Genomic DNA, 25,790 nt, shown 5'->3' with positions numbered 1-25,790 from the left:
AGAAATCATTGAAAAGGGGAAGCTTCTGCTTTGCGCCTCCCCTTTTCATTTTTATTGAATTTTCATTATGAACGGCTCGGATGTAATCGGGAAGTTTTTTGATCGGTATGGACATCATTCTTTTCGACAGCCATTTCTTGCTCGTAGGCTACACTTCTGTTAGACAGAAGCACATAATAACTTAAAAGACCGAAGAAACAAGAAATAACCAGAGCATGAAGCAGAGCCACATTCAAGTTTAGAATGGTGAATATGATCATGGCTCCAAGGAGTACCTGTGCGATCATGAGAATAGACGCAATCAGCCAGCCAAAAAACATGATGCGTTTTTGCCGGTATTCCCTGGCGATTTGGATGAACAAATACAGAACCCAGATCAGCAAAATCCCTGCTGCCATCCTGTGGCCCACTTGAATCCATTGTTCAAGGTTGAAATCAGTCCGCAACGGCGTACTGTTATCACATAAAGGCCAGCTCTTACATACGAGACTGGCTTCAGCATGACGAACAAGTGCCCCTGTGTAAACAACTATTAATGTATAAATAAAAAGCATATAAAATTGCTTTCTCAATTTCTTATGGATGATTAGGGAGCGAGCATCAAATTTTTTGTCAATTTCAAAGATCAATAACATTAAGAGAAACACGGCTGCAAAAGATATTAAAGATATACCAAAATGCAAGGCAAGTACAAAATCTGATTGTCCCCAGACTACCGCAGCTGCTCCAATTAAGCCCTGAAATACAAGGAAGAAAATGGATAAAAAAGCTAAAAATTTCGTTTCCCGAATATGTCCATAGAACTTCCAAGCCAGGATGCTTAAAAGCAGGACCAGAATCCCGACTGAACCTGACACGACGCGGTGACTGAGTTCAATAATGGTCTCTGTTGTTATATTTGAAGGAATCAACTCCCCATTACATAAAGGCCAGCTTCTTCCGCAACCCAGACCTGATTCTGTTTTGGTTACCAGGGCCCCTCCGACTAAAACCAAAAGCATTCCCAGCGATGAGGCGACTGAAAGCCACTTAAGAAGTTTAATCATCTCTCCACCTCACAATTTCCACAAATCAGCTATGTTCATATTAATACAAATTACACGAGCAGGCAAAAGAATTCATATTAAATTTGTTACAAAAATTTGACGACAGAGGAAGAGATTTAGTCCGTTGACACGAAAAAAACCTTGCAATGTCACCTTTAGTTTGCTAGAACTAAATAGGGGGTTAAACCAATTTGCACTTTTTAATTTGTAAAGGAATGTTCAAAGATTTGTCACATTTTTCGGGTGAATATGTGATTAAATGAATATAAATCCAGTATACTATTAACATGTTTTCCACTTTTAAATAAACCATACACAGATCAGGCTTTATTCTGTGAATTCTGATAGATGTAAACCTTTTTCCATGATACAATGAAAGTGTGTTTTATCGATTTTTAGGGAAAAATAAATATGACGAATAAGATCGTAAATAGTAGCCTATAACTTTTAACGCAGATCAAGGACGGTTAATAGGAAGGACGAAGATTTATGGATAACCCAAGGACTGTTGATACGTCATCATCTCAATTTGTCGACCGAACTGCAGCCAGAGATGGTTCTTCCAGTTTATGGTCAGATTTTTTAGCTCTCATCAAAATTGGTATTATCAACTCCAATCTAATTACAACATTTGCCGGTTTCTGGCTTGCTTTATACTTTACAGATACGTCACCTTTTGATGTGTGGCATATTTTTCTTTTAACGATGCTTGGAACAGCCTTTGTCATCGCAGGAGGCTGTGTGATAAATAACTATGTAGACAGAGACATTGATCATGTGATGTCCAGAACCAAGAAACGGCCGACCGTAACAGGCACCATATCCCTTCCTGCGATTTTGTTTATGGGAATCGCTTTTACGGTTTCAGGTCTGGCACTGCTCTTTTTCACAACACCTCTTGCAGCCGCCATTGCTTTGTTCGGCTGGTTTACTTATGTGGTGTTGTATACGATGTGGTCTAAACGAAGATACACATTGAACACGATTATCGGTAGTTTTTCAGGAGCTGTTCCTCCACTAATTGGTTGGACCGCCATTGATCCAACCTGGCATCCGGTTGCCCTCGTCCTGTTCCTGATTATGTTTTTCTGGCAGCCTCCACATTTTCTTGCGCTTGCCATGATGAAGATGAAGGAATATCGGGAAGCAGGGATTCCGATGCTGCCGGTTGTATATGGTTTTCCGATTACAAAAAGGCAAATGGCTGTGTATATTGCTGTTTTATTGCCATTACCCTTTTATTTAGGTTCACTGGGAACGATTTTTTTAATCATTGCCACCTCACTAAACACAGCCTGGCTGGTACTGGCCATCGCAGGCTTCTTTGTTCAAGACAACCTGAAATGGGCGAGGTGGATGTTTGTCTTTTCACTCAACTATTTAACCATTTTGTTTTTAACCATGGTGTTCGTAACCATGCCTTCCGTTATTAATTAATCAGGGGAAGCATGGCTTATGTGTTTTTCCTGATTCTTTATAAATTTTTTCAACCATAGATTACTAAAAAGAGAAAGAGAGGTATCAATTATGAAAGGATGGATGGGACGGTTTCGCGCTCTGTTCTTATTAAGTGGATTAACCCTACTTCTTTCAGGATGCGGGAAACCCTACTTGAGTGCTTTGCAGCCAAAGGGCGAAGGTTCAGAAATGCTTTTTAATCTAATGTTATTAAGTATTGGCATTATGATTTTCGTCTTTCTGGTTGTCATCATCATTTACACTTATGTTGTGTTGAAATTCCGTCAGAAGAAAGGGCAGGAAGATTACATTCCCAAACAGACGGAAGGAAGTCACTTGCTAGAAACTGTATGGACTGTTATCCCTATCATTTTGCTATTAATTCTTGCTGTGCCTACTGTACAGTACACGTTTGCGCTATCAGACACGACACCTGATGAAGAAGTGGAAGATGATGCCCTGTGGATTGAAGTAACAGCACAGCAGTACTGGTGGCACTTTAATTACAAAGATTTAAACATTCAAACCAGTCAGGAGCTATATATTCCGACTGATCAACGGGTATATCTTGAATTAACCTCACTGGATGTGATCCATTCGTTCTGGATTCCAACGATTTCAGGAAAAATGGATACAAACCCGATTGAAAACAAAAACCAGATGTGGATTCATGCCTATGAAGAGGACGTTTACTGGGGGAAATGTGCTGAACTTTGCGGTCCTTCCCATTCATTGATGGACTTTAAAGTTGTGGCTGTAAGCCCTGGTGAATTTGAACAGTGGGTTGAAGATATGCAAAATGTAAATCCTGATGCAGAACCTGAAACAGTAGCTGCACAGGAAGGAAGAGAACTGTTCCAGGAAAATTCCTGCGCAGCATGTCATGCGGTAGGATCATCTCCTGTTGCAGTAGGTCCGAACCTGACATCATTTGGTGACCGTACAACGGTTGCGGGGGTTCTGGAATACGATAAAGAAAGCATTGTTAACTGGTTAATGGATCCTGAAAAATACAAACCAGGAAACCAGATGACTAAGAAGTATCCAGAGTTGGATGAAGAAGAGGCAGAAAAAATTGCCGATTACCTTATGTCTTTAAAGCCATCTGACATTGGTCCGGATGATGCTGAAGACGGAGATTATATAAAAGCACAAAAAGATGAAGACAATAATGATGAAAATACATCCGAAAACAATAATGAAGAAAATACAGAAGACCAACAATAAATTTAGTAATACATCGGCTTTTAGGTAAAACGTTATTACAAGGATTAAGGGAGGTTTCATAGCGTGAGTACTCATGCAGCTGAGAAGCGTAGCTTTGGTGCGGTGCTGTGGGATTATTTGACCACGGTTGACCATAAGAAAATCGCCGTCTTATATTTAATCGGCGGGGGCTTCTTCTTTGTGCTAGGCGGACTTGAAGCTATGCTGATCCGAATTCAGTTAATTAGCCCTGATAATGAGTTTATTTCTGCTCAGTTTTACAATGAAGTGATGACCATGCATGGAACAACGATGATTTTCCTTGCGGCTATGCCGTTATTATTTGCATTGATGAACGCTGTTGTTCCATTACAAATTGGTGCTCGTGACGTAGCATTCCCATTTATTAATGCTCTGGGATTCTGGTTATTTGCATTTGGTGGAATTTTATTAAACCTATCCTGGTTTTTAGGGGGAGCGCCAGATGCAGGATGGACGGCTTATGCACCTCTTTCCATTCTCTCGCCGCATCATGGGATTGACTTTTATGCAGTTGGATTGCAGATCTCCGGTTTCGGTACATTAATGGCAGGAATTAACTTCCTGGTTACCATTATTAACATGCGTGCTCCGGGGATGACATATATGCGCATGCCGTTATTTACCTGGACTACTTTTGTAGCAAGTGTCCTGATTCTTTTCGCATTCCCTCCACTGACTGTGGGACTATTTGAAATGATATTTGACCGCTTGTTCGGTGCAAATTTCTTCAAACCTGAGATGGGCGGTAACGTAATCATCTGGGAGCACTTGTTCTGGATTTTCGGTCATCCGGAAGTATACATTCTGGTATTGCCGGCATTCGGAATCTTTAGTGAGATCATACCGACATTCTCTAAAAAGCGTCTGTTCGGATATTCTTCCATGGTATTTGCAACGGTGCTCATCGCATTTTTAGGTTTCATGGTATGGGCTCACCATATGTTTACAGTTGGCCTTGGACCGATTGCTAACTCGATTTTCGCTGTTGCAACGATGGCCATTGCTGTACCAACCGGTATTAAAATTTTTAACTGGCTTTTAACCATGTGGGGCGGAAATATACGTATTACCACTCCGATGTTATACGCCCTTGGATTTATCCCGTCATTTACCGTTGGAGGTATGACAGGGGTTATGCTGGCTGCAGCTGCTGCTGATTTGCAATATCATGACAGTTATTTTGTTGTCGCACACTTTCACTACGTCATTGTTGGCGGGGTAGTGCTGGGTGTTCTTGCAGGATTAACTTACTGGTGGCCAAGAATGTTCGGCACAATGCTTGACGAAAAATTGGGCAAGTGGACATTCTGGATTTTCTTTATCGGGTTCCATCTGACCTTCTTTATTCAGCATTTCCTTGGTCTGATGGGAATGCCACGCCGTTACTGGAAATTCCTGCCTAACCAGGGGTTGGATCTGGGTAACTTAATTAGTACAATCGGTGCTGTATTGATGGCAGTAGGTGCAGTGATGTTTGTCTGGAATATTATTAAGACAACTGTTAAAGGTGAAAAAGTATCTCATGACCCATGGGATGGACGCACCCTTGAATGGGCAGTTCCTTCTCCGACACCTGAATATAACTTTAAGCAAACACCGCTTGTGCGCGGATTAGATCCACTCTGGGTCGAAAAAATGGAAGGTAACGGTAAAATGATACCTGCAGAACCGTTAGGTGATATTCATATGCCGAATTCATCATTCCTGCCATTTATGATGTCTCTTGGACTGTTTATTGCAGGAATTGGCGTGATTTATCAAGTTGATCACAAGGCCTGGTGGATTGTTGCTGCCATTGGCTTTATCATTACATTTGGAACCATGTTTTTGCGATCCATTAAAGATGATTTAGGTTACCACATTCATAAAGAAGATTTAGAAGATGAGGGGGCTGGGGTGAAATGACACACGATGAAATGTTGAGATCTGATAATTTGCCGCACGAGCCCGAGAAAGCCACCCTTGAAGGCAAGAATAAGTTTTTAGGTTTCTGGTTTTTCCTCGGCGGTGAAACCGTTCTATTTGCGAGCTTGTTCGGTACGTATCTTGCATTAAAGAACTCATTCGGATCAGAAGAAGGAGTTCCAACAACGGAGCTGTTCGGTCTCGAACTTGTGTTTATCATGACCGTTCTTCTATTAACAAGTTCGTTGACCAGTGTATATGCGATGTATCATATGAAAAATCACGATTTTAAGAAAATGCAGTTGTGGCTGGGAGTTACCGTTCTTCTAGGTGCAGCATTCCTTGGTTGTGAAATTTACGAGTTTTATCATTATGTTCACCATTATGAACATACATTTACTGCCCATGCCTTTGGATCAGCATTCTATACACTTGTAGGGTTTCATGGAGCCCACGTTGTGTTTGGCTTATCCTGGATTTTAACGTTGATGATCCGCAATGCCAGACGGGGACTTAACCTTTACAATGCCCCTAAGTTTTACGTTGCCAGCCTGTACTGGCATTTTATTGACGTAGTCTGGGTATTCATCTTTACAGTCGTTTACTTGATGGGAAAGGTGGCGTAAATGATGAGCAAAAACACCAATTCCACGCATACGGATGCATTTTATAAAGAAAAGCATAAGGAAGAAATGAAGTATCAGGTTATTACCTTTGCGATGATGATCATCTTTACGATTATTGCTTTCGGTCTTGTAGCGGGGGGATTCAGTAAATACTTCACGATTCCTGTCATCCTTGTCCTGGCAGCTGTCCAGTTTCTTTTCCAGTTATACTATTTCATGCATATGAATCAAAAAGGACATGAAATGCCGGCATTGATGATCTATTCAGGGGTATTTGCTGCGATCTTAACGATCTTAGCTTTGACGACGATTGTATGGTGGTAAATGAAAAAAACCGGGGGTTAACCCCCGGTTTTTTCAGTGCCTTTTGGTTTAAACGAAATTCTTTCTGACAATTTTATGACGATGATCAGATTTATCGTTAATGGGCTTCAAATCGGTTATAATAATTTTGATAACAAATTATAGTTGGAGTGACATCAGATGTTTTTAGGGAAGCTGGAAATCTTCGGTTTTCGGGCACTTTGGAGTCCGTATTATTTATTGTTTATTTTGGCACTGGCACTGCTCTATTATTTCGTCACAGGGCCATATCGTCATAAATTTTCAAAAGACGCACCTGCACCCGATCGGTCGCAACAGATCTTTTTTTACGCTTCTATGGTTTTACTATATGTCATCAAAGGGTCACCAGTTGATTTAATGTCCCATATCTCTTTAATGGCCCATATGGTTCAGATGGCCTTTTACTATTTAGTTTTCCCGATCTTTGTCATTCTTGGAATCCCGAAATGGATCTGGGAAAGAGTGTTCAGGGCTAAGGGGATAAATGTGTTTCTGAATATATTCACAAAGCCTCTGGTAGCCATTTTTCTGTTTAATGGGTTATTTTCCATTTATCATATTCCAGCGGTATTGGATTATTCTAAGGGCAATGAAGTCGCTCACGCAGTGATTTCAACCGTTATTCTGATAGCGGCGTTCTGTATGTGGTGGCCGCTGTTTTCACCATTGAAGGAAAGGCAGATTCAACAGTCTCTTTACAAAATCTTTTATATTTTTGCTAACGGTGTATTAATCACGCCTGCCTGTGGATTAATTATATTTGCAGATACCCCGTTATATGCCACTTATTCTGATGTCCAGGCATGGGTGGATGCATTAACTCTTTGTGTTCCTGTCGAAGTACTCCAGGGTCTATCATTAAGTGGTCCTGAGTTATTTACTGGGATAAAAATACTGTACGATCAGCAGGCCGGTGGAATTATCATGAAAATTCTGCAGGAGATCATATACGGAATTATTCTAGGCTATATTTTTTTCAACTGGTATAGAAAAGAGAACCGAACCATTGATCCAATTCCAAATCAATCTTAATATACAACTAAACAAAATAACGCATCATCCCCATCCCCTGTTACAGGCGGATAACAGGGGGATGATGTATGTGCTAAACACAAGGAAGAGGTGGGGAAATGATGCCAGTACTGCCAACGATCAGTACAAGTTTGATTGTCATCAGTGCCGTGCTTGTCGCAATTGGCTGGGTCCTAATCGCAAAAGATAACAAAAAGGCACATAAAAATGTGATGATGGCCGCGGCTGTATCAGCCCTTCTGTTTTTTATCATATACTTGTCAAGGACTCTATTTGTAGGCAATACCAGTTTTGGAGGACCGGATGATATTAAAATTTACTATACAACTTTTCTCATTTTCCATATTTTTTTGGCAACAGTCGGAGCCGTTTTTGGACTTGTAACGTTATATCTTGCATTCAAAAGAAATATTCCGAAACATCGCAAAGTCGGTCCTGTAACGAGTGTCATCTGGTTTTTTACCGCTTCAACCGGTGTAGTCGTGTACCTGCTTTTATATGTACTGTATGAAGACGGAGAAACGACCAGTTTATTTAAAGCCATCCTTGGCTTTTAGTGAGTTGAAACAGAAGGCGGGAGTCCTGTAATGCAGATTATGACGAAAAGGCTGACATTAATTCCAATATCCAAGGCGGATGCATATAATTTAATCCATCATCCGCCGGTTTTTTTTAAACGCTATCAGGCCCCGATTCATCACAGTTGGCCACATGACGGACTGAAATCGTTGCTTCCCCTGTATGCAGAAGACCTTCAGTCTGATCCGGATCGAATCGGATTTGGACCCTGGGTTATTTTTAATGAAAACCGCTGCGTCATTGGAGATATTGGCTTAAAAGGAAAGCCGGATAAGGATGGTGGGGTGGAAGTCGGATATTTTGTGAATGAAGAAAAAAGAAACAGAGGCTACGCATCTGAAGCTTTGAAGGCGATATGTGAGTGGGCATTTTCACAGAACAAGGTAAACATGATGAAAGCTGTTACTGATCAAAATAATCTACCATCCCAGAAAGTGCTTGAAAAGAACGGTTTTGAAATGGTTCAGAAAGATGATCCGTTTTACATGTATGAAAAGTATAAAGGGAACCTTTGCTAGATGTATGAAAAAGCTAACTCCAGTTTTGTCAGGGAGTTAGCTTTTTCATTGTTTAGGAATGATGAATGTTGTGCCGGTCTGGCGAAAGCTCCAGCGCCCGGGGCCAACTCAGAGTATCGAGTCTCTTCGGCAGACCCTCCAGGGTCTTTCGAGGCTAGACGGGCGCCTCGTTTTTTTGTTTATTAGACTTTGAAGTTTAGTTTGATTATGCCGGCCTCTTTGGCGGAATTGAATGCGATGACTAAAAGTGGTCCCAGGATAAATCCGAAAATACCGATTAATTTTAGACCCAGGTACATGGCAATCAGAGTGGCAAGCGGGGAAAGACCCATGTGCCGGCCCATAATTTTTGGTTCCACTGTACGTCTGATGGCCAGAAGAATAATAGCTAGTACCGCTAATTTCGTACCCGTTACAGGGTCTCCGATAACATACATATATAAAGACCAGGGCGCCAGAATCACAATGGAGCCGATAATCGGAATAAAATCAATCAACCATATGATTAAAGACATAATCACTGCCACATCGGGAGCAATAAATAACAAACCAATTAAAGAGACAGCAAAAATAATTAAACTGACTAGAAATTGAGCTTTTAAAAAGCCAAACACGACATAGGAAAGCCGGGCACTCATAAAACCGACCTTCTCGGCTGTTTCGTCGGTTAAAAAGTTATAAAATTTTTGTCGGAGGGTTGGCATTTCCAGCAAAAACAAAAACAACGCGATCAAATAGACCAGTATGCTGACAAGATAATTCGGTATTTTAGCCGCAAACCCTGCAATATTGTCAATCGTTAATTCATTCGTCACAAAAGATTTGGCTCGATTAAAACTCTCTTCAATGGTATCGTTAATCTCATCAATGAAATCCTGAGGTAAATCCCTGGTTACCGTATCAAAATTTTGCTGCCAGTTGGTGACAAAACTGCTGACATTGTTAATATATTCTGGTGTGTTTTCCGCGATTTTATTCAGCTGTGAAACGGCTTTTGTCGTCACATAAAGGCCTGAGATTGTCATCAGAATCAGGAACAATAAAAACACGATGGTAACACTTAATTTTCTGCTGAATTTAAAACGACTGCTGAACCAGCGCACCAGAGGATTTAAAAGTAATGCTGTAACGTAGGCGACAATAAATGGGACAGATACTGGAAGAATAAAATAACTAATGATGAGGATCAATAACATCATCGAAATGATTGTCCATTGCTTTTTCGAAATTTTTTTAAACAATTGCAGCAGAAACTCCTTTCACAATAACAATATACAGTCTATGAAAAATATAGCACGAACAACGTGATTTGAACAGTTAAAAAAGGAGCAATAACAGGGATTTTGTGAAAACTTCATGTTTTTCCTGAGATCCTTGCCTGTTCTGATGTTATGAGAAAACCCCTTACGAATTCGCAAGGGGTAACTTTCATCAGGTGTTAAGTAACATATAAAGAGAAGTTATTCCGTTTTCAGGCGGTCAACAGACTCTTTTACCCGGCTTAACAGCTTTTTTGCTTTATCCAGAATATTAGAAGCAAATTTTTCTTCCTCACCATACTCAACACCATGTGGGTAGTAATGTCTGCCGATCAATGGAGTAATTAGCTTAATAACCGCATCTCCACTGTCAACATCCCCTTCAGTTGCGTATCCCTGGACACGAACATATATGGTTTCGTTTTTAGCGGGTGTGTCAATTTTAAAATCATAGGTCACACGTTCATAATCCCATTGAGATGCCCGGACAAAACCATTACTTTTCATGATGTGATCTAAGGCTTTCAGTTCGACCACTGCATCTTCAAGTCCTGTTCCTTCAATTCGCATGTATTTTCACCTCACCATGTTTTCTATATGTAGTCTAAAACCATAATAGTATGAATTAAACGAAGAATCAATTCTCATTCGGGATAAATTCATCTTTTGAGTAAATTATGTAACAAAATGGACACAATAATATAAAGAATGGATTATCCATTCAAAATTTTGTTGGGAGGCCTGGATATGAAGTCTGTAAGAGAGATTATGACAAAGGATGTTGCAACTGTAAGTACAAATGACAACATTTACGAAGCGGCGAAAAAAATGCATGATCTGAACGTCGGGTTCATTCCAATCGTAGATGATGAACAACATTTGATGGGCGCTGTCACGGATCGTGACCTTGTTCTCCGTGGATATGCGAATAAAAAATCTGGTTCTGCACCTATAACGGAAGTGATGAGCGATGAACTAAACTCGGTATCTCCTGAAACATCCCTTCAGGAAGCCAGTCAGATCATGGCTGATAAGCAAATTCGCCGGCTGCCCGTTGTTGAAAACGGCAAGCTCGTAGGTATTGTTTCATTGGGAGATCTCTCACAGGATGAAGCCTCAGATCATGCAGCAGGTGTTGCACTTGGTGAAATTTCAGAGCGTAAAGGGGACAGATTGAATCAAGAGCGGCCGATGTAAGGACCGATAACAGGGTGTCCGTAGAACAGGACACTCTGTTCTTTTTATTAAAGGGGCACTCCAGTATGCGTGCATTTAATACGCTGGGGCTGAAACCTATCGATATCGTTGTTCATATTTTTCTGAATATGCTTATATAGATAGTAGTACAAGCCTTAAGAGGGAGAAGAGTGTCATGAGGAAGTGGGGAATATTTTTTTTACTGTCTTCTGTAATGCTTTCTTTCATCTGGGCGAACATGAATATCCGTTCACCTGTCAAACTCACTCAAAAAAATGCCGATCATCATCAGCATCACATAGAAGATAAACCGCTCTGGCCCCTTTATTTTATTGAGGGAAGCCTATATGAATGGATGGACCAATCGTCAAATGCCTTAATCCAGGAATTTGGACAACCTGTTTATAAAGCACCGACACCATATGGATATACATGGTGGGTGTATCCGTATGAGGATCAATATATACAATTCGGGATTGAGAATCAACAGGTCGTGACTATTTATGCTACTGGTCCAAATATCTCCATTGACCCTGTTTCAATAGGGGATCCTTATGAAAAAGTGGTGGATCGATTTCCTCTGTCCGAACAACCGGTGTATACCAGCGGAAGAAATCAATACGAATTCAAATTATCTGAAGAAGATGTGGAAACAAGACCGCTCATCCAGTTGAATGCAGGAACGTTTATGCAGCTGTATGTTGATCAGTTTACCAGCCGTATATCGTCTGTGAGACTTTTGACTGGCGATGTCCTGATTCGGCATCAATCATATGAGATGACCTATTTTGGAGAACTACCATCCATCCCGGATCTCGACGATGATGAATGGAGAACCATTGAGAAGGCCAGAGAACGACAAATATTTGATATTACCAATGTCATACGTAAAAGGCACGGTCTGCGGGAATTAGAATGGGATTCACAAGTGTCAGAGGTTGCGTATTACCATAGTATGGATATGGCAAAAAATAAATATTTTTCCCATTTTACCTTAGGTGGAGATGGTTTGAAAGAGCGTCTGGAAAAGGGGGAAATTTCCTATTTATCAGCAGGTGAAAATATTGCAGCACAATATCAGGATGCTCCGGCAGTGATGGAAGGGTGGATGAACAGTGAAGGGCACAGAAAGGCGATGTTAAATCCAGATTATACTCATTTAGGAGTAGGCGTTTATCGGGATTATTATACTCAAAACTTTTTACAAAAGCTGGTGATCCCATGAAACTGGCTACCTATGCACATCCTTTGAACCGGTGTCATATTTTAACATAGAAACGTGTGTAGGTGAGGTGAAGAAGATGACAAAGCTTCATCCCAAAGTACAGGAATTTAAACAATTTATTCAGCAACATCCGGAGCTGATCAGACATGTCCGGGAAAATAAAGAAAGTTGGCAGCCATACTTTGACCGCTGGATGTACTATGGTGAAGACGACCCCTACTGGGATCGATTTAAAGAAAAGCCCGGAACAAGGGGGAAATCTCAGGGAAAACAGGAAGGACTTCAGAAACTTTTTAATATGCTTGAAAATATGGATCTTGATAAAGTACAAAAAAACATTGAACAAATTAGCGGGGCATTAAACAATGTTCAGTCCATCATGAGTCAGTTCCAAAAACAAAAGGGCCATTCTCCTTTTTCACAGGCTCCTCCTCCTTTCCAGAGACAAAGGCCATTTCCGCCCTTCCAGCGGCAGGAACGGCCTGAAAATCCCTTTTTTTACGGGAATGATTAGGTGAGGTTAACATGGAACGTTCGGTATATATCTATCTTTTAAGGAATCCAGAATTGCTTCGCTATGTAAGAATGAATCCACAATGGTATCGTTTGCTCAGTCGTCATCCGGCATATATCAACCAGATGGAATCGTATGCAAAGGTTTTTTATGGCAGAACATTTTCCCAGAGGGTCGAACAAATCAATCAGCAGCTTTCCATGCTCAATATGCTGTTATCACTGGGACAGGTGATGAAACAATAAGTGCTGCTCGTTTCATTTTTTCAATGAATTTGATATGATGGAAATAATGGAGGTGGTCACTTGATTGCCACAATGGAAATTGTTGAACTGCTGGATTATGCTGAAGAAATCGGGAAAATGATTCTTCATTCTGAACCGATGAAAAACTACCAGCAGGCCAGAAAAAGATTAGAAGAAGACGAAGAAGCACAAAAGCGGATTGCAGCTTTTCAAAAAATAAAGGATCAATATGAGGATGTGCAGCGGTTTGGACGCTATCATCCTGACTATAATGAGATTATGAAAAATGTACGCACCATTAAAAGAGAGATGGACCTCCATGATTCAGTTGCAGCATTTAAAAAAGCAGAGCGTGAGCTACAGTTGATGCTTGATGATATCAGTTCTCTTGTAGCTCATACGGTCAGTCCCCATATTAAGGTGCCAAAAGAAGGCTTGCTCTTTGCCGATTCAGGATGCGGTTGTGGGAGCGGGGGTTCCTGTGGATGTGCATCCTGATGGGATGCTGCCATCTCAGAAAAAACAATTACCTGTCAAAGCGAATGCAGTCAGGGCACTGATTTCCACAGCAGAACATTTTTGTTCGAGGGACGAGAAAACGTATAGAGTACACCAGACACGTCTTATCTTCTCTTACCAATCGGATGGAGAGGGTAAGACGTTTTCCTTTCATTGCCCTCATTGCTGAACGGATCAACAATCGTTCCATCGCATATCGTTGATGGACTTCCGGGGCTTTTTTCAAGTATATAAAAGGAGTACCTGCATCATCTTTTTGACCAACATCCCTGATTAAAGAACTTGATTTCAGGTTGTCCAAAAGCAAACCCAGGCCCTTTCTACTTCATTCATAAGACCCCCCCTTAATCATTGAAAGTCAAAATAAAATTGATGGAAATCTGGATGTCTGCTAAACTAAAGTCAAAATAAAAAAAGGTAAGTGGGGAACGAAACATGTGGACAAAGAGACAGGGATTAATCGTCTGGCTCAGGCATTTGAAATATCTTCGGAAAATCCGTCGATACGGTCATATTATATATAGTTCTAAAAAATTAAAATATGTAGTGATGTATGTCAATCAGGATGAAGCAGAAAGTCTTGCTGAAAAACTCCAATCATTGCCCTTTGTGACCAGAGTGGAACCATCATATAAGCCTTATGTCAACCAGAATTACAAAAACTCAAGGCCAGATCAGGCAAAGGAATATGATTACAAATATGGCTTCTTTCATTCTTAGACAAACATTCGTGCAGTTTAAAAATGTGCAGGGGCTGATCGGTTTCAGCCCCTGCTTTTATGCCATCCATCAATGAAGTGGCGGAATCAGGTGATTCATTCTTAAAATACCTATTAAATGCTGGTAAAATAAATCTTTTTCTCCGAAGTAAGTAGAAGGTTTCACAGCCATGTCAATAATGGGTTTGTTTAATTCTTCAGCAAGTTCTTTAAACAGTTCATAACGTTTGCTTGCTTTTTCCTCAGGGTAAGGGATTCCTTCCCGACAAATATAAATCGGCTGAAAATCTCCGGGATCTGTCGGTTTCATGACAAGAGCAACAGATGTCCGGCTCGTGTCATTTTTTATCGTATGAAAGGCCAGACAGTGTTCGACCCGGTCTTTCATGGTTTTGCCGATGATCAATAATTCATAGAGATCGGAATACCCTTCACCCAGTTCGATAAAACGCTGTATCATATCCATTCACCTCAATCGTTATGTCTCCCCTGTTACTTTAGCATGGGAAGGGACATTTGTGAACAACTTGCACACATGAACAATGAACAGCTAGAAAATGGAGCGATGAAAGATGAAGAACATCTGGATGTTATTGGTTGCATTACTGATTACAACAGGAATATTACTTTCCTATCAGTGGTCCCTGTATGCTCGGGGTGATGTTAACAGGGCGCATGAACAGCCGTTAACCGTCATGGTTGATTTAGAAATCAAACAGGATGGATTGCATATAACACAGACCTTTGACTCTTTAAGAAAGAATCAATATCACCTACATGTTCCTGAAAAAGCGAAAAACCTGCTCTGTAGACATAATGAAGATCGTAGCTGTCAGATCAAAAACCAGATATTGTCAGCCGGACAGGAGCAGACAGTTGAATTTACCTATCAAATGTCAGTGGATGACAGCGAAGAATTTTTAACCTTACAAAACTGGCTGATCGCTCTGAAGACGGAACAAGAGGAACCTGTTATGGACGTTTTTTTGTCTATTCCCAAGCGTGAAAAGTTTTTATGGTTCGCCCAGGGGCAATCATTCAATAAGGTTGAGAAGGATTTTGTCCATTTTTATGCATGGAAAGAAGCTGATATAGGCGGAATAAAACTCGTGCGTGTGCCAAATCGGTTCCCTTATTTATATGAAGGTGATAATTTACTTGTATTCTCCATTCGAGATTTTGATCTCAAAGATGTACTCAATCAAGCAGCGTACAAACGTTTTTCAGAGCCTGTAACGATTGTTTTTGATCCGGAACTGCCGGAGAAGGTGGATGATACATTCGTTTTTGTAAAGGATCTTAAACCAGGCCATTTACAATCGTTGTTAATGGAACATGAACTACTGTCAGCTTTTCCGTCTGCAAACGATGATGGATGGATTGCCAGCGTTACGGCAGCAGCGATTTTTAAGGAACAGGGACAAACAGCATTCGAAAAGAAAATGATTCAGGAGCTCAGGGATTCTTTGACTGAGGAAGAAATGCAGGCATGGATGGAATTACTGTTTCGTGCAGATAGAGATCAGTCTCTGACTGAAGCTGTGACATCTACCATCAGTCAGGTAAAAGGAAATCGCGTTCCTTTTTTTCAAGTGAATCATCCTGATCAACCGACTGTAAATCCATTTTACGTCATAAGCGAGCAAAATCTATATGTAAATGGAGAGCTCCAGCAGCTGGACTGGAAACCGATCATCTATCACAAAACCCGCTACTACCCCCTGGGGGCCTTAGCCAGGATGCTGGATATGAAATTGTACGCTTTTGAAAATCGGGAAGAGTTTGTCATCCAATACCAGGGGAATAGCTACCGTCTGTATGTAAACAAACAGTCATATGTAAAAAATGAGGAAAATTTCGGGATCACCGGAGATATAGGAGATATAGTTCTTGCGCTGAATGGTGATATTTATATTTCCGAGCCAGGACTCAAACAGGTTTTTCAGATCGGGATTAAAGAGTCAGAAGGTCGTCTTCTATTTACGATTTCAGATAATTAGGAGGCGATCGGATCGAAGCAAAGATTAGGGGACAATTACGTTGCGGTCTTCTGTGCTGGAAAATCATCTTTCTTCCAAAAAAAACGCCTGCAGATGTAATCTGCAGGCTCTCCTTATTCAACCGAAGTCAAATAAGGAGTAAAAAGGGAGAGGAGAAACCGGAGGAAGAACTTATGGGGAAACGTAAGCCTTCTCCGCTTCAAGAACAGGCTATTTAACCTGTCCTCATTTATCATTGTGGACAGTTTTACGGTTCTTATACATCCATTTTTTCTTTTTTCGTCATTTTGTGATAGGATATAGGACGAAAAGAACAACCGGGGTGAATCCAATGCGCGTTATTTCTGGTACGTTGAAGGGCAGACAGATCAAGCCGGTTCCCAGTCGAATGACTCGGCCAACCGCAGATAAAGTAAAAGAAGCGATGTTTCAGATCATTGGCCCGTTTCTTGATGGCGGCTTGGTGCTGGACCTGTTCGCCGGGAGCGGGAACCTTGGAATTGAGGCTTTAAGCCGCGGAGCTGAACGAACCATCTTTGTGGATCGTCATCCCAGGGCCATCCAGACAATATACGAAAACATTCGAAATTTACATATACAGGACCAGGCCGAAGTGTATAAAACGGATGCTTTTCGGGCATTAAAGGCTGCATCGAAACGAGGACTAATGTTCGATTATATTTTTCTGGATCCGCCATATGAGAAATGTTCATACACCGCTTTGTTTGAGGCCATTTTAAACCATACCCTCATCCATTCTGAAAGCATCATCATCTGTGAACATACAGCTGATGAACAGTTGCCGGAAGAGTTTGGAAAATTAGCGGCTTTTAAATCCGAAATATATGGAAAAACTACAGGTATTACTCTTTACAGACTTTTGGAATCGTTTAGGTAAACTGAAGAACGATAAGAAAGTTTAAACAGGGCATACGATAAGGAAAGGGGTTCATTGTTGTGGGAAATCTTGCAATATGTCCGGGAAGTTTTGACCCGGTTACCTATGGGCACCTGGATATTATTCAAAGGGGGGCAAAGGTTTTTGATCATGTGATCGTAGCTGTTTTTCAAAACAGTTCCAAATCGCCTTTATTTTCAGTGGAAGAACGGGTGGAATTGCTTAAAGAGACGACAAAAGATATTCCCAATGTTTCCATTGATTCCTGTGCAGGTTTGCTGATGGATTATGCAAGAGATAAAAATGCAAAAGCGATTCTGAGGGGGCTTCGAGCCGTAAGTGATTTCGAATATGAAATGCAGATTACATCCATGAACAGAAAGCTAAATGAAGAGATCGAAACCTTTTTTATCATGACGAATAACCAGTATTCTTTTTTAAGTTCCAGTATTGTTAAAGAAGTTGCCAAATATAAAGCAGATGTATCAGATCTTGTCCCTGAACCTGTATCCAGGGCGCTGCAGCAGAAATTCAAGTAATCAGAAAAGGTGTCCGATGTTTTCCGTCAGTCGGTACACCTTTTTTACTATGTTGAGATATATGCTGGTACAGCCCAGAAACCGCTGTAAACGTGATCAAGAAAGTTAGGCTTTTGGGTGTCTAGCTGTTCGGCTCATCAGAATGAAAACCCCCACAGTGATAGTTATGATCGTAATCATTGGCCCATAATGGGAACAGAATTTCAAAACATTAAACCAGAATGACCCGGCATCGGGCAGTCCATTAACCGGAAGCTCGTGAAGATTCGTTTTGACTCTGTTTACATAAAGAGGTTCAAATAATAAAACGGTTAAAAAACCCGCAAAAATGCCATGTATAATTCGTGCAAAAAAGTATGGAAGAAAACGAATATCTGTTTCAGCCAGAATGCTGGCAACTTGAGCCTGAACAGAGAAACCGTTAAACGCCAGAATAAAACTGACAAGAATCACTTGCTTCAATAGCTCGACATTTTCTGTCTGTGCCATCATCTGCGCTCCCAGCGTTATTTCAAATAAGCCTGCCAAAAAGGGAACCGATAAACTTTCAGGTATATGGATCATAGACAAAAGTAGATTAATGCCTTTTGAAATCAAAGGAGTTATACCGATTAGAAACATGAGCTTATTGATTACGGAAAATATAATGATAAATCCGCCGATCATCAACAGGGTCTGCAGCGATGACAGGACGGCATCCCCGAGAATTTTTCCGAGAGGCCGCTGATCTTCTAATCTGGTATCATGCAAGGCTTTGAACGCTTTTGTGATGGAGAAGGTCTCTGCAGGCTGACTTTTTCGGAGATTTGTTTTTCTGCCATAAAAACGCATGCAAATTCCTACTAAAAAATTCCCCAGATAATGGGAAACGGCAAGCAACATCCCCAATTCGGGATCGTGAAAAAAACCTACAGAAACGGCTCCGATGATAAACAGGGGGTTAGAGGCATTTGTAAAAGATGCCAGGCGTTCCGCTTCAATACGGGTAAGATGGTTTTCTTGACGGAGACGTGCTGTTAATTTTGCACCAGAAGGATATCCACTTGCCATTCCCATAGCCCAGACAAAGCTTCCTGCCCCGGGAACATTAAACAACGGTCGCATGAGCGGTTCGAAAAGGATTCCTAAAAATTTCACAACCCCAAATGCAATGAGCAGTTCCGCTGTGATAAAAAAAGGGAGCAAAGAAGGAAAAACAATCTCTAACCATAAATTTAACCCCCTGATCGATGCTTCCAGGGATTGATCAGGGTATTGAATCAAGGAAACAGCCAGAACGAATGCGCTTAATGCCATCATTAGGGACTTCAGAAAGGATTTCATCAACTTGTCCTCCCGCCAGCCAACGGTAACTCTTACTGTACGTTTATGTAGAATCGGTGTAAAATGGGAATATATAGATGTTGGACAACGTTTCTCTTTTATCACTATACGCGCATCATTGATCTTGATATGCATAGAAATAATAAAAACACCTGGAAGGGGAATGCTCTAGTGAATCGACCAAAAATTGGCCTTGCCCTGGGGTCGGGTGGAGCGAAAGGTTTTTCCCATATTGGGGTTCTAAAAATTCTGCACGAACACCAAATCCCTGTTGACTATATTGCCGGAAGCAGTATGGGAGCACTGATCGGTTCATTATATGGTGCCGGACAAACGGTCGATAATTTATATCGTCTGGCTAAAATTTTTCGCCGAAAATATTTTCTCGATATCACGGTGCCCAAAATGGGACTGATTCAGGGAAATCGAATCAAAGAATATATACGTTTTTTTACATTTGGCAAGAGTTTGGAGGATTTTCACATACCCGTTGCTGTGGTGACAACCGATTTATATACAGGGGAAAAAGTTGTTTTTCAACAAGGGGATGCTGCAGATGCCGTCCGGGCCAGCATTTCCGTTCCAGGCATTTTTATTCCTGAAAAATATGGAAATCGTCTTCTTGTCGATGGAGGGGTCATTGACAGGGTTCCTGCGACAGTGGTCAGAGAAATGGGGGCTGATCTTGTGTTTGCTGTGGATTGCGCCCATTTTTATAAAAATACAAACGTTTCATCCATATATGATGTGATTATGCAAAGCATTGACATCATGCAGGGTGAACTGGTGCAAAAAACCGTGATGGATGCGGATGTAGTTATGCTTCCCAAACTGTCCCAGTACAGTTCCACGGCCTTTACAAACATTGAAGAAATCATTCGCGAAGGTGAAAAAGAAGCCGAAAAACACGTGGACCCAATGAAAAAAGCAATACAGAAGTGGAAGGAGAAAAATCATGTTCAGGAATAAGCGATATATCATTTCTACGGCCATTATGATCGCCATCGTCATTTTTATGACCTATTATAAATTGCCTTATTATGTTTATCAGCCCGGCGATGCTTCAGCCCTGGATCCAGTAGTGGAAGTCGAAGGGGGATATGAGAGCGAAGGGAATATGCACCTTGTGACGGTTCGGGGAGGTCCTGCTACTCCTGCATATTATCTGTGGGCAAAGATTCGTCCTCATTACGATATTTATCCGATTGATCAAGTTCGTCCGGAAGGAATCAGCCATGAAGAATATTTTCAAACCCAGCTGCATCTGATGGAATCTTCTCAAGAAGCGGCTACCGTTGTAGCCTATGAAGCAGCTAATAAATCAATTGAGATTGAATACAAAGGTGTGTTTATCCTAAGTGTCATGGATGACATGCCTGCAAAGGATGTTCTGCAAATAGGAGATCAAATCATTTCAGTGGATGGTATGAAGGTTGAGCAGACCAGTGAACTGATCGATTATGTGGAAGGGAAAGAAGAAGGGGAGACTGTAGATCTGACCATTGTCCGGGACGGAGTCGAACTGACTAAAACCGTTTCTCTGGCTTCATTTCCTCATATGCCGGATAAAATCGGAATGGGGATCACCCTTGTGACGGATCGGGAAGTTGAAGTTGATCCCCCTGTTAATTTTCACAGTGGAAATATAGGCGGGCCAAGTGCCGGGCTGATGTTCAGTCTGGAGATTTACGATCAGCTTACCGAAGGAGATTTAACAAAAGGATATCATGTTGCCGGCACAGGTGAGATAACGTATGAAGGAGAAGTGCTAAGAATCGGTGGAATTGATAAAAAAGTAGTGGCTGCCCACAGAAAAGGAATGGATATTTTCTTTGCTCCAAATGAAAATGGTAGAGAAGGATCAAATTATGAGGAAGCCTTGAAGGCTGCAGAGGAAATCAATACGGAGATGAAAATTGTTCCTGTAGATTCTTTTAGCGATGCGTTACATTACCTTGAAGGGCTGGAACCGAAGTCATCATGAACAACGGGCATGTCCCGGCGCCGTATTTCAGGAATGCAAAACCAGTCATGACGTGGTTGAACATGACTGGTTTTTGACATTCTCATTTATCCCTGTGTACGGGATAATATAACCGGAGGCTGAATTTCCCGTCTGAAAAATCGCTCCCTTTTTTCTGCAGGAATGGCCAGATAATAACTGTGGACGGCCCGTTCTTCCATCTCCAGTACGGGGTGTTCGTATTCCTGAATGCGGGAAATGAGAGGCACTTCCATCTCTCTCTTGACCTGATTTAAGTAATGTCTTCCCTTTTCGGTCATACCCAGTATTCGGACGTATGGAACAGATGATTGCTGATGAATAGGCTTCAAATCCGCTGTTTTCGTGTTCGTTAATAGATGCACAAACATACGTTGTAACCTTGTCCAGGTGTAGCGCCTGGTTTTCAGCTTTTCCATCCACTCCTGAAAAGACTTTGAGCGTTCGACTGTTTTTTTTAGTCGATATTCAAGACCTTCTTCCACACCATGGACCTCTTTTAGTTCTGTTAAGCTGCGGGTAAGAACGACATGCTGTAGATAAGGGAAATATAATTCCCAGTGATGCCATAGGCCAGTTTCTTTCTGATAGTTGTTCAAAGCCTCAACGGTTGCTGCGGGAATGGTTTCTTTTGCTTTCTCCGTCAGCATTTGACCGGAAACAATTTCTTTTCGTATGCTTGTGGCACTGGCAATTCGATGATGGATTTCTTCGTCATGATATCCGCTTTTGGTGCGCTGGATCGTTTCCGGACGAATGCCAGTATTGAAATCGAGTATTGTCTTCACATAGCTGAAGCCGAGGATATTATTGGGCTGGGACAGATCGAGTCCATTTGTTGTCAGATTAATGGTTTGATAAGCGAGACGGCTGGCTTCAGGGAAAGAGAGACCACGGGACAACCCTCTTTTCAATTCTTCCTGAAACAAATCCTGGTTCTTATGATACTGTTCATAGGCCTTCAGAAAAGGACTGATTTCCCCTTTTTCACTTCCAAAACAAATCGTGTCCACTTTCAGAGCATGCAGTGTGAGCACAGCTCCTTTTGCGAACAGATCGGCATGCTGAACAGCATAGGCATACGGCAGTTCAACAGCGATGTCTATACCGGTTTTTAATGCTGCTTCCGCCCGGTGCCATTTATCGATGATGGCCGGTTCTCCCCTTTGAAGAAAATTCCCGCTCATCACAGCAATCAGGCAATCTTTTTCTGTTTTTTTTCGTGATTCTTCCAGGTGATGGACATGACCGTTATGAAATGGATTGTATTCGACGATGACTCCACATGCATTCATGTAAAGCGCTCCTTAGAAATAGGATCTTTTCTTTTATTGAGCAGGAAGATGGATAAAAAGTCAAGGTCTGTGTGATATATTTGCAAAATCAGTTCAATGGATATAGAGTAAAAAAAGATGGTTGAACGCAGGAATTTTTGCTGTTTATTGGACACACTAGTAGTGTTAAGAAAAAATATTGACAAAACTACTTTTTCCTTTTAAAATTACTTTTGTTGTCTTGGGGTGATTGAAATGAAATTCCCGCTTATGCAGCTGAAAAGACAGTCTCCTTTTCGTTTTGAAGAGGTTGTCGATCTTTCCGAGCTGGAAAACCTGAATAATGACATAAAAAAGCTTCCTCCTGTTCATGTAAAGGGAGAAGCAAATATAAGGGGCGATCAGATTACCGTGTCATTTACTATTAGAGGTGAAATGATTTTACCCTGCGCCCGCACGCTGGCTGATGTCCATTATCCATTTTCCATTGATGCATTTGAAGTGTTTACGACTTCGCCTTACTCGGATGATGAAAAAGAAGAGGTTCATAAAATTGATGGGGAAGTTCTTGACTTAACGCCATATATCAAGGAAAATGTTTTATTGGAAGTTCCTTTGCAAGTTTTCGCAGATGATACTGATCAGGAGAGCCAGACCCCTTTTGAGGGGAAAGGCTGGCAACTGACTGAAGAAGAGCCAGAAACAGAAGAGAATGCAGGAAAAGTAGATCCGAGACTTGCAAAGTTGCAACAGTTTTTTGATCAAAATGATAAATAAGTTATGGTACAGATGGTATCCAGGGAGGTGTAATACATGGCAGTACCTTTTAGAAGAACTTCAAAAAAAGTTAAGCGTCAGCGCCGCACCCATAAGAAGCTTCACATGCCAGGTATGGTAGAATGCCCAAATTGCGGTGAATATACAAAACCACACCATGTTTGCAAAAACTGCGGACATTATAATGGGAAACAAGTGGTAGAAAAATAAAGTGATTCATGAACCCTTGCTGTATAAGCAAGGGTTTTTTAGAACCAGGTGTAGACAGGAATATCGAGCTCCTGTGCCCACCCCCTCGAGCTGCATCGGTCTCCTGCGGGGGCAGTATCCTGACAGGTCCTCCAGCAGTATCGGGACTAGACGGGGAGATTGGCTTTTCTTTTTTCTTTATTGGGAATGCGGATGAAGGGAGGACTTAGATGTTTGAAACCATTCATTATGAAGTGAATGAAGCGGGATATATCGTCGTCAGGTTAAATCGGCCTGATAAACGAAATGCCGTTTCCCTGCAGATGGTTGAAGAATTGAGAGAGGCACTTGATCAAGCAAAAAAGGAAGATATCAAATGTCTGGTTATTACCGGGACCGGCGACAGGGCGTTTTGTTCAGGCGGAGATTTAACAGATTTTCACGGTGATATGTCAGAAATGGATGCTTATCACTTGTTGGGATCCATGAAGAACGTTTTGTATCAAATCATGACTTTTCCGGTCCCGACCATTTGCCTATTAAATGGAGCAGCCAGAGGGGGGGGATGTGAACTGGCCACGTCCTGTGATTTTCGGTTGGCGAGGCAACATACGGATTTTGGCTTTGTTCAGGGAAAGCTAGGGATCACACCTGGATGGGGGGGAGGGGCTCTGTTATATCAGCGGATTTCTCCAGTAAAAGCCCACTACTGGCTGGTGACATCTCAAATCTTTGATGCCGAAACGCTGAAGGAGTGGGGGTGGATTGACCAGATTATACCGGATGAAATATGGAATAAACCAACTAAATTTCTGGAACCATTTATCGAAAAATATCCAGAACAAATGCGTACATTTAAGAAACAATTTTTGTCCGGTCTATCATTGTCTAAAATATATGACGAAATGGAAAAGGAAGTGCTCCATTGTGCAAGACTTTGGGATTCTGAACCCCACCGGAAAGCGGTAGAAGACTTTTTAAGAAAAAAATAGATACATATGTCTATTACTCCTATTTCGTGCATAGATTCATAGTAAACGAAATAGGAGGGATAGAATGGGACAAAATCGCCAGGATGCATGGACGGAAGAGGAAGATGTATTACTAGCTGAAACTGTCCTTCGCTATATCCGGGAAGGCAAAACACAGCTGGAAGCTTTTGAAGATGTTGCCAGGCAGCTTTCACGGACCAAAGCTGCCTGTGGCTTTCGCTGGAATGCAACAGTAAGGAAACAGCATGAAGAGGCCATTCAACAGGCTAAAGAGGAAAGACGGAAAAAAGACCGGAACAATAAACCTGAAACAGAACATGACCGCCATCCCGAAAATGCGATTGATGAGGCGATTCATCTCCTGACGAGAATGAAGCAATCACCCTATCAGATTGCCTGCAGCGAGGAAGATGGCCATATACAGAAATTGGTCAAAGAAAATGAAGAACTAAAAAATCAGTTACACCATTATGAAACATTTATTCAGTCCATGGAAAATATGCTTCTTCAAATCCGTCAAACAAAAAAACAAGGCTGATCGGTCAATCAGCCTTGTTTTTCGTCTCCTTTTCCTTTACCCCTTCAGGAAGCCAGATAAGTGGATTTTCCCCGAGATCCCGTTCCATATTGTAGGTCACCTTTTGAAAACCCATTTTTTCCCAGAAGCCGTGGGAATTAATTCGGGGATTTGTCTTTATGGGCAGCTGGAAGCTTTTGGCGAAGTCCACCAGTTTTTTCCCCAGTCCTTTCCCTCTAAAATCGGGCAGAACTTCCAGTTTCCACAGTTCTAAATAATCTTGTGGAGGTTCAAAATACTGATCATACTTTTTATCCACTTTATATAAGCTCATCCGGGCCACTAAAGAATTGCCATAGTAGATTCCGTAGAATGGGGATTCACTGTCATTTTCTACAATATTGTTCTGCAGATCTTCCAGCATGGATAATTCCTGGATGCCGTATTCTTTAAACCGCTTAAATTCTTCCAGAGTTTTGTAATTGATTAACAGTCGTTCTACTTTTAGTTCTTCCATTTTTTGTCCCCCTTAACACCCTGTTTGATCCTATATTCTCATTATATAATAAAAAAATATCGAAGGAAATGAATACTTATTCAAAGCTGATTCGTTTATTTTTCATCCCATATGTGTTCTAGAAAATAAACGTATTAGCCATGACACTTCTGAAGTCCTTTTTGTCCGCACATGACGCCGGTCTTTTGACCAGGCAGTCGTCCGGCAGGTACTTGATCAGTTACGGTGCTGTAGCGATTGGCTTATCAATCTTATTTAATCTTGATGTACGTTTTAATGACAAAATTTGATAAAATAAGCATTTGAGGCCGGTGATATAAAGGAAGT

The 25,790-nt window shown here is 41.3% G+C and carries 31 protein-coding genes; 24 read left to right on the top strand and 7 right to left on the bottom strand.

From position 1 onward, the window contains the following. Positions 1-65: 65 nt before the first annotated feature. Complete coding sequence (locus EDD68_RS01300; RefSeq protein ID WP_132370342.1) at positions 66-1,046, bottom strand: COX15/CtaA family protein; 981 nt, start codon at positions 1,044-1,046, stop codon at positions 66-68. A gap of 489 nt (positions 1,047-1,535) precedes the next feature. On the opposite strand from EDD68_RS01300, the gene cyoE reads away from it, so the two are divergent. The 8 genes from cyoE to EDD68_RS01260 all read left to right on the top strand — a co-directional run bounded on the left by cyoE (position 1,536) and on the right by EDD68_RS01260 (position 8,757). Next, the gene (gene cyoE / locus EDD68_RS01295; protein ID WP_132370340.1) at positions 1,536-2,483 is read left to right on the top strand and encodes a heme o synthase; all 948 of its coding nucleotides are present in this window, start codon (positions 1,536-1,538) and stop codon (positions 2,481-2,483) included. Between the two features lie 90 nt (positions 2,484-2,573). Then, on the top strand, positions 2,574-3,731 hold the full coding sequence (gene coxB / locus EDD68_RS01290) for a cytochrome c oxidase subunit II (protein WP_132370338.1): 1,158 nt from the start codon (positions 2,574-2,576) through the stop codon (positions 3,729-3,731). A 63-nt stretch (positions 3,732-3,794) separates the two neighbouring features. Then, positions 3,795-5,657: a cytochrome c oxidase subunit I gene (ctaD, locus tag EDD68_RS01285; RefSeq protein WP_132370336.1), complete on the top strand. Its 1,863-nt coding sequence runs from the start codon at positions 3,795-3,797 to the stop codon at positions 5,655-5,657. Then, on the top strand, positions 5,654-6,283 hold the full coding sequence (locus tag EDD68_RS01280; protein ID WP_132370334.1) for a cytochrome (ubi)quinol oxidase subunit III: 630 nt from the start codon (positions 5,654-5,656) through the stop codon (positions 6,281-6,283). The genes ctaD and EDD68_RS01280 overlap by 4 nt, the downstream gene beginning before the upstream one ends. 3 nt (positions 6,284-6,286) lie before the next feature. Further along, positions 6,287-6,607 (top strand): cytochrome c oxidase subunit IVB, encoded by a 321-nt coding sequence (gene ctaF, locus EDD68_RS01275; RefSeq protein ID WP_132370332.1) that lies wholly within the window; start codon positions 6,287-6,289, stop codon positions 6,605-6,607. Positions 6,608-6,766: 159 nt separating this feature from the next. Then, positions 6,767-7,660, top strand: a complete 894-nt coding sequence (gene ctaG / locus EDD68_RS01270; RefSeq protein ID WP_132370330.1) for a cytochrome c oxidase assembly factor CtaG — start codon at positions 6,767-6,769, stop codon at positions 7,658-7,660. A gap of 101 nt (positions 7,661-7,761) precedes the next feature. Continuing rightward, positions 7,762-8,217 carry a DUF420 domain-containing protein gene (locus tag EDD68_RS01265; protein ID WP_132370329.1) on the top strand — a complete coding sequence of 152 codons (456 nt, stop codon included), beginning with the start codon at positions 7,762-7,764 and terminating at the stop codon, positions 8,215-8,217. A 30-nt stretch (positions 8,218-8,247) separates the two neighbouring features. After that, positions 8,248-8,757 (top strand): GNAT family N-acetyltransferase, encoded by a 510-nt coding sequence (locus EDD68_RS01260; protein WP_132370327.1) that lies wholly within the window; start codon positions 8,248-8,250, stop codon positions 8,755-8,757. 182 nt (positions 8,758-8,939) lie between these two features. Here EDD68_RS01260 and ytvI read toward each other — a convergent pair whose 3' ends face one another. Both ytvI and EDD68_RS01250 read right to left on the bottom strand, forming a co-directional pair. Continuing rightward, positions 8,940-9,998, bottom strand: a complete 1,059-nt coding sequence (ytvI, locus tag EDD68_RS01255; RefSeq protein ID WP_132370325.1) for a sporulation integral membrane protein YtvI — start codon at positions 9,996-9,998, stop codon at positions 8,940-8,942. A 219-nt stretch (positions 9,999-10,217) separates the two neighbouring features. Then, the gene (locus EDD68_RS01250; RefSeq protein WP_132370323.1) at positions 10,218-10,586 is read right to left on the bottom strand and encodes a YugN family protein; all 369 of its coding nucleotides are present in this window, start codon (positions 10,584-10,586) and stop codon (positions 10,218-10,220) included. Between the two features lie 177 nt (positions 10,587-10,763). On the opposite strand from EDD68_RS01250, the gene EDD68_RS01245 reads away from it, so the two are divergent. The 6 genes from EDD68_RS01245 to EDD68_RS01215 all read left to right on the top strand — a co-directional run bounded on the left by EDD68_RS01245 (position 10,764) and on the right by EDD68_RS01215 (position 14,436). Then, a complete protein-coding gene (locus tag EDD68_RS01245) occupies positions 10,764-11,213 on the top strand; it encodes a CBS domain-containing protein (protein ID WP_132370321.1) in 450 nt (149 codons plus the stop codon). 175 nt (positions 11,214-11,388) lie between these two features. Further along, positions 11,389-12,438: a CAP domain-containing protein gene (locus EDD68_RS01240; protein ID WP_132370319.1), complete on the top strand. Its 1,050-nt coding sequence runs from the start codon at positions 11,389-11,391 to the stop codon at positions 12,436-12,438. Between the two features lie 76 nt (positions 12,439-12,514). Continuing rightward, positions 12,515-12,952, top strand: a complete 438-nt coding sequence (gene ylbD / locus EDD68_RS01235) for a spore coat protein YlbD (protein WP_132370317.1) — start codon at positions 12,515-12,517, stop codon at positions 12,950-12,952. 11 nt (positions 12,953-12,963) lie between these two features. Continuing rightward, positions 12,964-13,197: a YlbE-like family protein gene (locus EDD68_RS01230; protein ID WP_132370315.1), complete on the top strand. Its 234-nt coding sequence runs from the start codon at positions 12,964-12,966 to the stop codon at positions 13,195-13,197. 60 nt (positions 13,198-13,257) lie between these two features. Beyond that, on the top strand, positions 13,258-13,695 hold the full coding sequence (locus tag EDD68_RS01225; protein ID WP_132370313.1) for a YlbF/YmcA family competence regulator: 438 nt from the start codon (positions 13,258-13,260) through the stop codon (positions 13,693-13,695). Between the two features lie 456 nt (positions 13,696-14,151). After that, on the top strand, positions 14,152-14,436 hold the full coding sequence (locus EDD68_RS01215) for a YlbG family protein (protein ID WP_132370311.1): 285 nt from the start codon (positions 14,152-14,154) through the stop codon (positions 14,434-14,436). Positions 14,437-14,505: 69 nt separating this feature from the next. Here the strand turns inward: EDD68_RS01215 and EDD68_RS01210 are convergent, their stop codons facing one another. Beyond that, on the bottom strand, positions 14,506-14,895 hold the full coding sequence (locus EDD68_RS01210) for a DUF7147 family protein (protein ID WP_132370309.1): 390 nt from the start codon (positions 14,893-14,895) through the stop codon (positions 14,506-14,508). A gap of 112 nt (positions 14,896-15,007) precedes the next feature. Between EDD68_RS01210 and EDD68_RS01205 the strand changes: the two genes are divergently transcribed. The 3 genes from EDD68_RS01205 (at position 15,008) to coaD (ending at position 17,872) form a co-directional block, all read left to right on the top strand. Then, positions 15,008-16,435 (top strand): hypothetical protein, encoded by a 1,428-nt coding sequence (locus tag EDD68_RS01205; RefSeq protein WP_132370307.1) that lies wholly within the window; start codon positions 15,008-15,010, stop codon positions 16,433-16,435. Between the two features lie 331 nt (positions 16,436-16,766). Next, positions 16,767-17,333, top strand: coding sequence for a 16S rRNA (guanine(966)-N(2))-methyltransferase RsmD (gene rsmD / locus EDD68_RS01200; protein WP_132370305.1), 567 nt, complete (start codon positions 16,767-16,769; stop codon positions 17,331-17,333). Positions 17,334-17,392: 59 nt separating this feature from the next. After that, positions 17,393-17,872: a pantetheine-phosphate adenylyltransferase gene (gene coaD / locus EDD68_RS01195; RefSeq protein WP_132370303.1), complete on the top strand. Its 480-nt coding sequence runs from the start codon at positions 17,393-17,395 to the stop codon at positions 17,870-17,872. Positions 17,873-17,977: 105 nt separating this feature from the next. Here the strand turns inward: coaD and ylbJ are convergent, their stop codons facing one another. After that, on the bottom strand, positions 17,978-19,195 hold the full coding sequence (ylbJ, locus tag EDD68_RS01190) for a sporulation integral membrane protein YlbJ (RefSeq protein WP_207902524.1): 1,218 nt from the start codon (positions 19,193-19,195) through the stop codon (positions 17,978-17,980). A gap of 171 nt (positions 19,196-19,366) precedes the next feature. On the opposite strand from ylbJ, the gene EDD68_RS01185 reads away from it, so the two are divergent. Both EDD68_RS01185 and EDD68_RS01180 read left to right on the top strand, forming a co-directional pair. Next, positions 19,367-20,164 carry a patatin-like phospholipase family protein gene (locus tag EDD68_RS01185; RefSeq protein ID WP_132370301.1) on the top strand — a complete coding sequence of 266 codons (798 nt, stop codon included), beginning with the start codon at positions 19,367-19,369 and terminating at the stop codon, positions 20,162-20,164. Continuing rightward, entirely contained in the window at positions 20,151-21,179 is a 1,029-nt protein-coding gene (locus tag EDD68_RS01180) for a SepM family pheromone-processing serine protease (protein ID WP_132370299.1), read from the top strand. Before EDD68_RS01185 ends, EDD68_RS01180 begins: the two co-directional genes overlap by 14 nt. An 86-nt stretch (positions 21,180-21,265) precedes the next feature. On the opposite strand, the gene EDD68_RS01175 is transcribed toward EDD68_RS01180, so the two are convergent. Beyond that, positions 21,266-22,492: a nucleotidyltransferase gene (locus EDD68_RS01175; RefSeq protein WP_132370297.1), complete on the bottom strand. Its 1,227-nt coding sequence runs from the start codon at positions 22,490-22,492 to the stop codon at positions 21,266-21,268. 234 nt (positions 22,493-22,726) lie between these two features. On the opposite strand from EDD68_RS01175, the gene EDD68_RS01170 reads away from it, so the two are divergent. From EDD68_RS01170 to EDD68_RS01155, 4 genes are all read left to right on the top strand, one after another. Next, positions 22,727-23,248, top strand: a complete 522-nt coding sequence (locus tag EDD68_RS01170; protein WP_132370295.1) for a YceD family protein — start codon at positions 22,727-22,729, stop codon at positions 23,246-23,248. Between the two features lie 36 nt (positions 23,249-23,284). After that, positions 23,285-23,458: a 50S ribosomal protein L32 gene (gene rpmF, locus EDD68_RS01165; protein ID WP_132370293.1), complete on the top strand. Its 174-nt coding sequence runs from the start codon at positions 23,285-23,287 to the stop codon at positions 23,456-23,458. Positions 23,459-23,667: 209 nt separating this feature from the next. Then, positions 23,668-24,429: an enoyl-CoA hydratase/isomerase family protein gene (locus tag EDD68_RS01160; RefSeq protein ID WP_132370291.1), complete on the top strand. Its 762-nt coding sequence runs from the start codon at positions 23,668-23,670 to the stop codon at positions 24,427-24,429. A 64-nt stretch (positions 24,430-24,493) separates the two neighbouring features. Further along, a complete protein-coding gene (locus tag EDD68_RS01155) occupies positions 24,494-24,967 on the top strand; it encodes an RsfA family transcriptional regulator (RefSeq protein WP_132370290.1) in 474 nt (157 codons plus the stop codon). A 4-nt stretch (positions 24,968-24,971) separates the two neighbouring features. Here the strand turns inward: EDD68_RS01155 and EDD68_RS01150 are convergent, their stop codons facing one another. Further along, positions 24,972-25,463: an N-acetyltransferase gene (locus tag EDD68_RS01150; protein WP_132370289.1), complete on the bottom strand. Its 492-nt coding sequence runs from the start codon at positions 25,461-25,463 to the stop codon at positions 24,972-24,974. Positions 25,464-25,603: 140 nt separating this feature from the next. Between EDD68_RS01150 and EDD68_RS15400 the strand changes: the two genes are divergently transcribed. Next, a complete protein-coding gene (locus EDD68_RS15400; protein WP_207902523.1) occupies positions 25,604-25,753 on the top strand; it encodes a hypothetical protein in 150 nt (49 codons plus the stop codon). Positions 25,754-25,790 lie beyond the last annotated feature (37 nt).

The sequence above is a fragment of the Melghiribacillus thermohalophilus genome (assembly GCF_004342905.1).
Lineage (GTDB): Bacteria > Bacillota > Bacilli > Bacillales > Alkalibacillaceae > Melghiribacillus > Melghiribacillus thermohalophilus.
This window is presented reverse-complemented; position numbering and strand designations above follow the sequence as displayed.

Excerpts from the sequence above, each read along its gene's own strand:
- EDD68_RS01240 (WP_132370319.1), top strand. The coding sequence starts at position 11,389 with ATGAGGAAGTGGGGAATATTTTTTTTACTGTCTTCTGTAATGCTTTCT.
- EDD68_RS01260 (WP_132370327.1), top strand. The coding sequence starts at position 8,248 with ATGCAGATTATGACGAAAAGGCTGACATTAATTCCAATATCCAAGGCG.
- coxB (WP_132370338.1), top strand. The coding sequence starts at position 2,574 with ATGAAAGGATGGATGGGACGGTTTCGCGCTCTGTTCTTATTAAGTGGA.
- EDD68_RS01150 (WP_132370289.1), bottom strand. The coding sequence starts at position 25,463 with ATGGAAGAACTAAAAGTAGAACGACTGTTAATCAATTACAAAACTCTG.
- EDD68_RS01300 (WP_132370342.1), bottom strand. The coding sequence starts at position 1,046 with ATGATTAAACTTCTTAAGTGGCTTTCAGTCGCCTCATCGCTGGGAATG.
- EDD68_RS01230 (WP_132370315.1), top strand. The coding sequence starts at position 12,964 with ATGGAACGTTCGGTATATATCTATCTTTTAAGGAATCCAGAATTGCTT.
- EDD68_RS15400 (WP_207902523.1), top strand. The coding sequence starts at position 25,604 with ATGACACTTCTGAAGTCCTTTTTGTCCGCACATGACGCCGGTCTTTTG.
- EDD68_RS01180 (WP_132370299.1), top strand. The coding sequence starts at position 20,151 with ATGTTCAGGAATAAGCGATATATCATTTCTACGGCCATTATGATCGCC.
- ctaG (WP_132370330.1), top strand. The coding sequence starts at position 6,767 with ATGTTTTTAGGGAAGCTGGAAATCTTCGGTTTTCGGGCACTTTGGAGT.
- ctaF (WP_132370332.1), top strand. The coding sequence starts at position 6,287 with ATGAGCAAAAACACCAATTCCACGCATACGGATGCATTTTATAAAGAA.
- EDD68_RS01160 (WP_132370291.1), top strand. The coding sequence starts at position 23,668 with ATGTTTGAAACCATTCATTATGAAGTGAATGAAGCGGGATATATCGTC.
- cyoE (WP_132370340.1), top strand. The coding sequence starts at position 1,536 with ATGGATAACCCAAGGACTGTTGATACGTCATCATCTCAATTTGTCGAC.
- rpmF (WP_132370293.1), top strand. The coding sequence starts at position 23,285 with ATGGCAGTACCTTTTAGAAGAACTTCAAAAAAAGTTAAGCGTCAGCGC.
- EDD68_RS01210 (WP_132370309.1), bottom strand. The coding sequence starts at position 14,895 with ATGATACAGCGTTTTATCGAACTGGGTGAAGGGTATTCCGATCTCTAT.
- EDD68_RS01215 (WP_132370311.1), top strand. The coding sequence starts at position 14,152 with ATGTGGACAAAGAGACAGGGATTAATCGTCTGGCTCAGGCATTTGAAA.
- EDD68_RS01175 (WP_132370297.1), bottom strand. The coding sequence starts at position 22,492 with ATGAATGCATGTGGAGTCATCGTCGAATACAATCCATTTCATAACGGT.
- EDD68_RS01205 (WP_132370307.1), top strand. The coding sequence starts at position 15,008 with ATGAAGAACATCTGGATGTTATTGGTTGCATTACTGATTACAACAGGA.
- EDD68_RS01155 (WP_132370290.1), top strand. The coding sequence starts at position 24,494 with ATGGGACAAAATCGCCAGGATGCATGGACGGAAGAGGAAGATGTATTA.
- ylbJ (WP_207902524.1), bottom strand. The coding sequence starts at position 19,195 with ATGAAATCCTTTCTGAAGTCCCTAATGATGGCATTAAGCGCATTCGTT.
- EDD68_RS01250 (WP_132370323.1), bottom strand. The coding sequence starts at position 10,586 with ATGCGAATTGAAGGAACAGGACTTGAAGATGCAGTGGTCGAACTGAAA.
- rsmD (WP_132370305.1), top strand. The coding sequence starts at position 16,767 with ATGCGCGTTATTTCTGGTACGTTGAAGGGCAGACAGATCAAGCCGGTT.
- EDD68_RS01280 (WP_132370334.1), top strand. The coding sequence starts at position 5,654 with ATGACACACGATGAAATGTTGAGATCTGATAATTTGCCGCACGAGCCC.
- EDD68_RS01265 (WP_132370329.1), top strand. The coding sequence starts at position 7,762 with ATGCCAGTACTGCCAACGATCAGTACAAGTTTGATTGTCATCAGTGCC.
- EDD68_RS01245 (WP_132370321.1), top strand. The coding sequence starts at position 10,764 with ATGAAGTCTGTAAGAGAGATTATGACAAAGGATGTTGCAACTGTAAGT.
- ylbD (WP_132370317.1), top strand. The coding sequence starts at position 12,515 with ATGACAAAGCTTCATCCCAAAGTACAGGAATTTAAACAATTTATTCAG.
- EDD68_RS01170 (WP_132370295.1), top strand. The coding sequence starts at position 22,727 with ATGAAATTCCCGCTTATGCAGCTGAAAAGACAGTCTCCTTTTCGTTTT.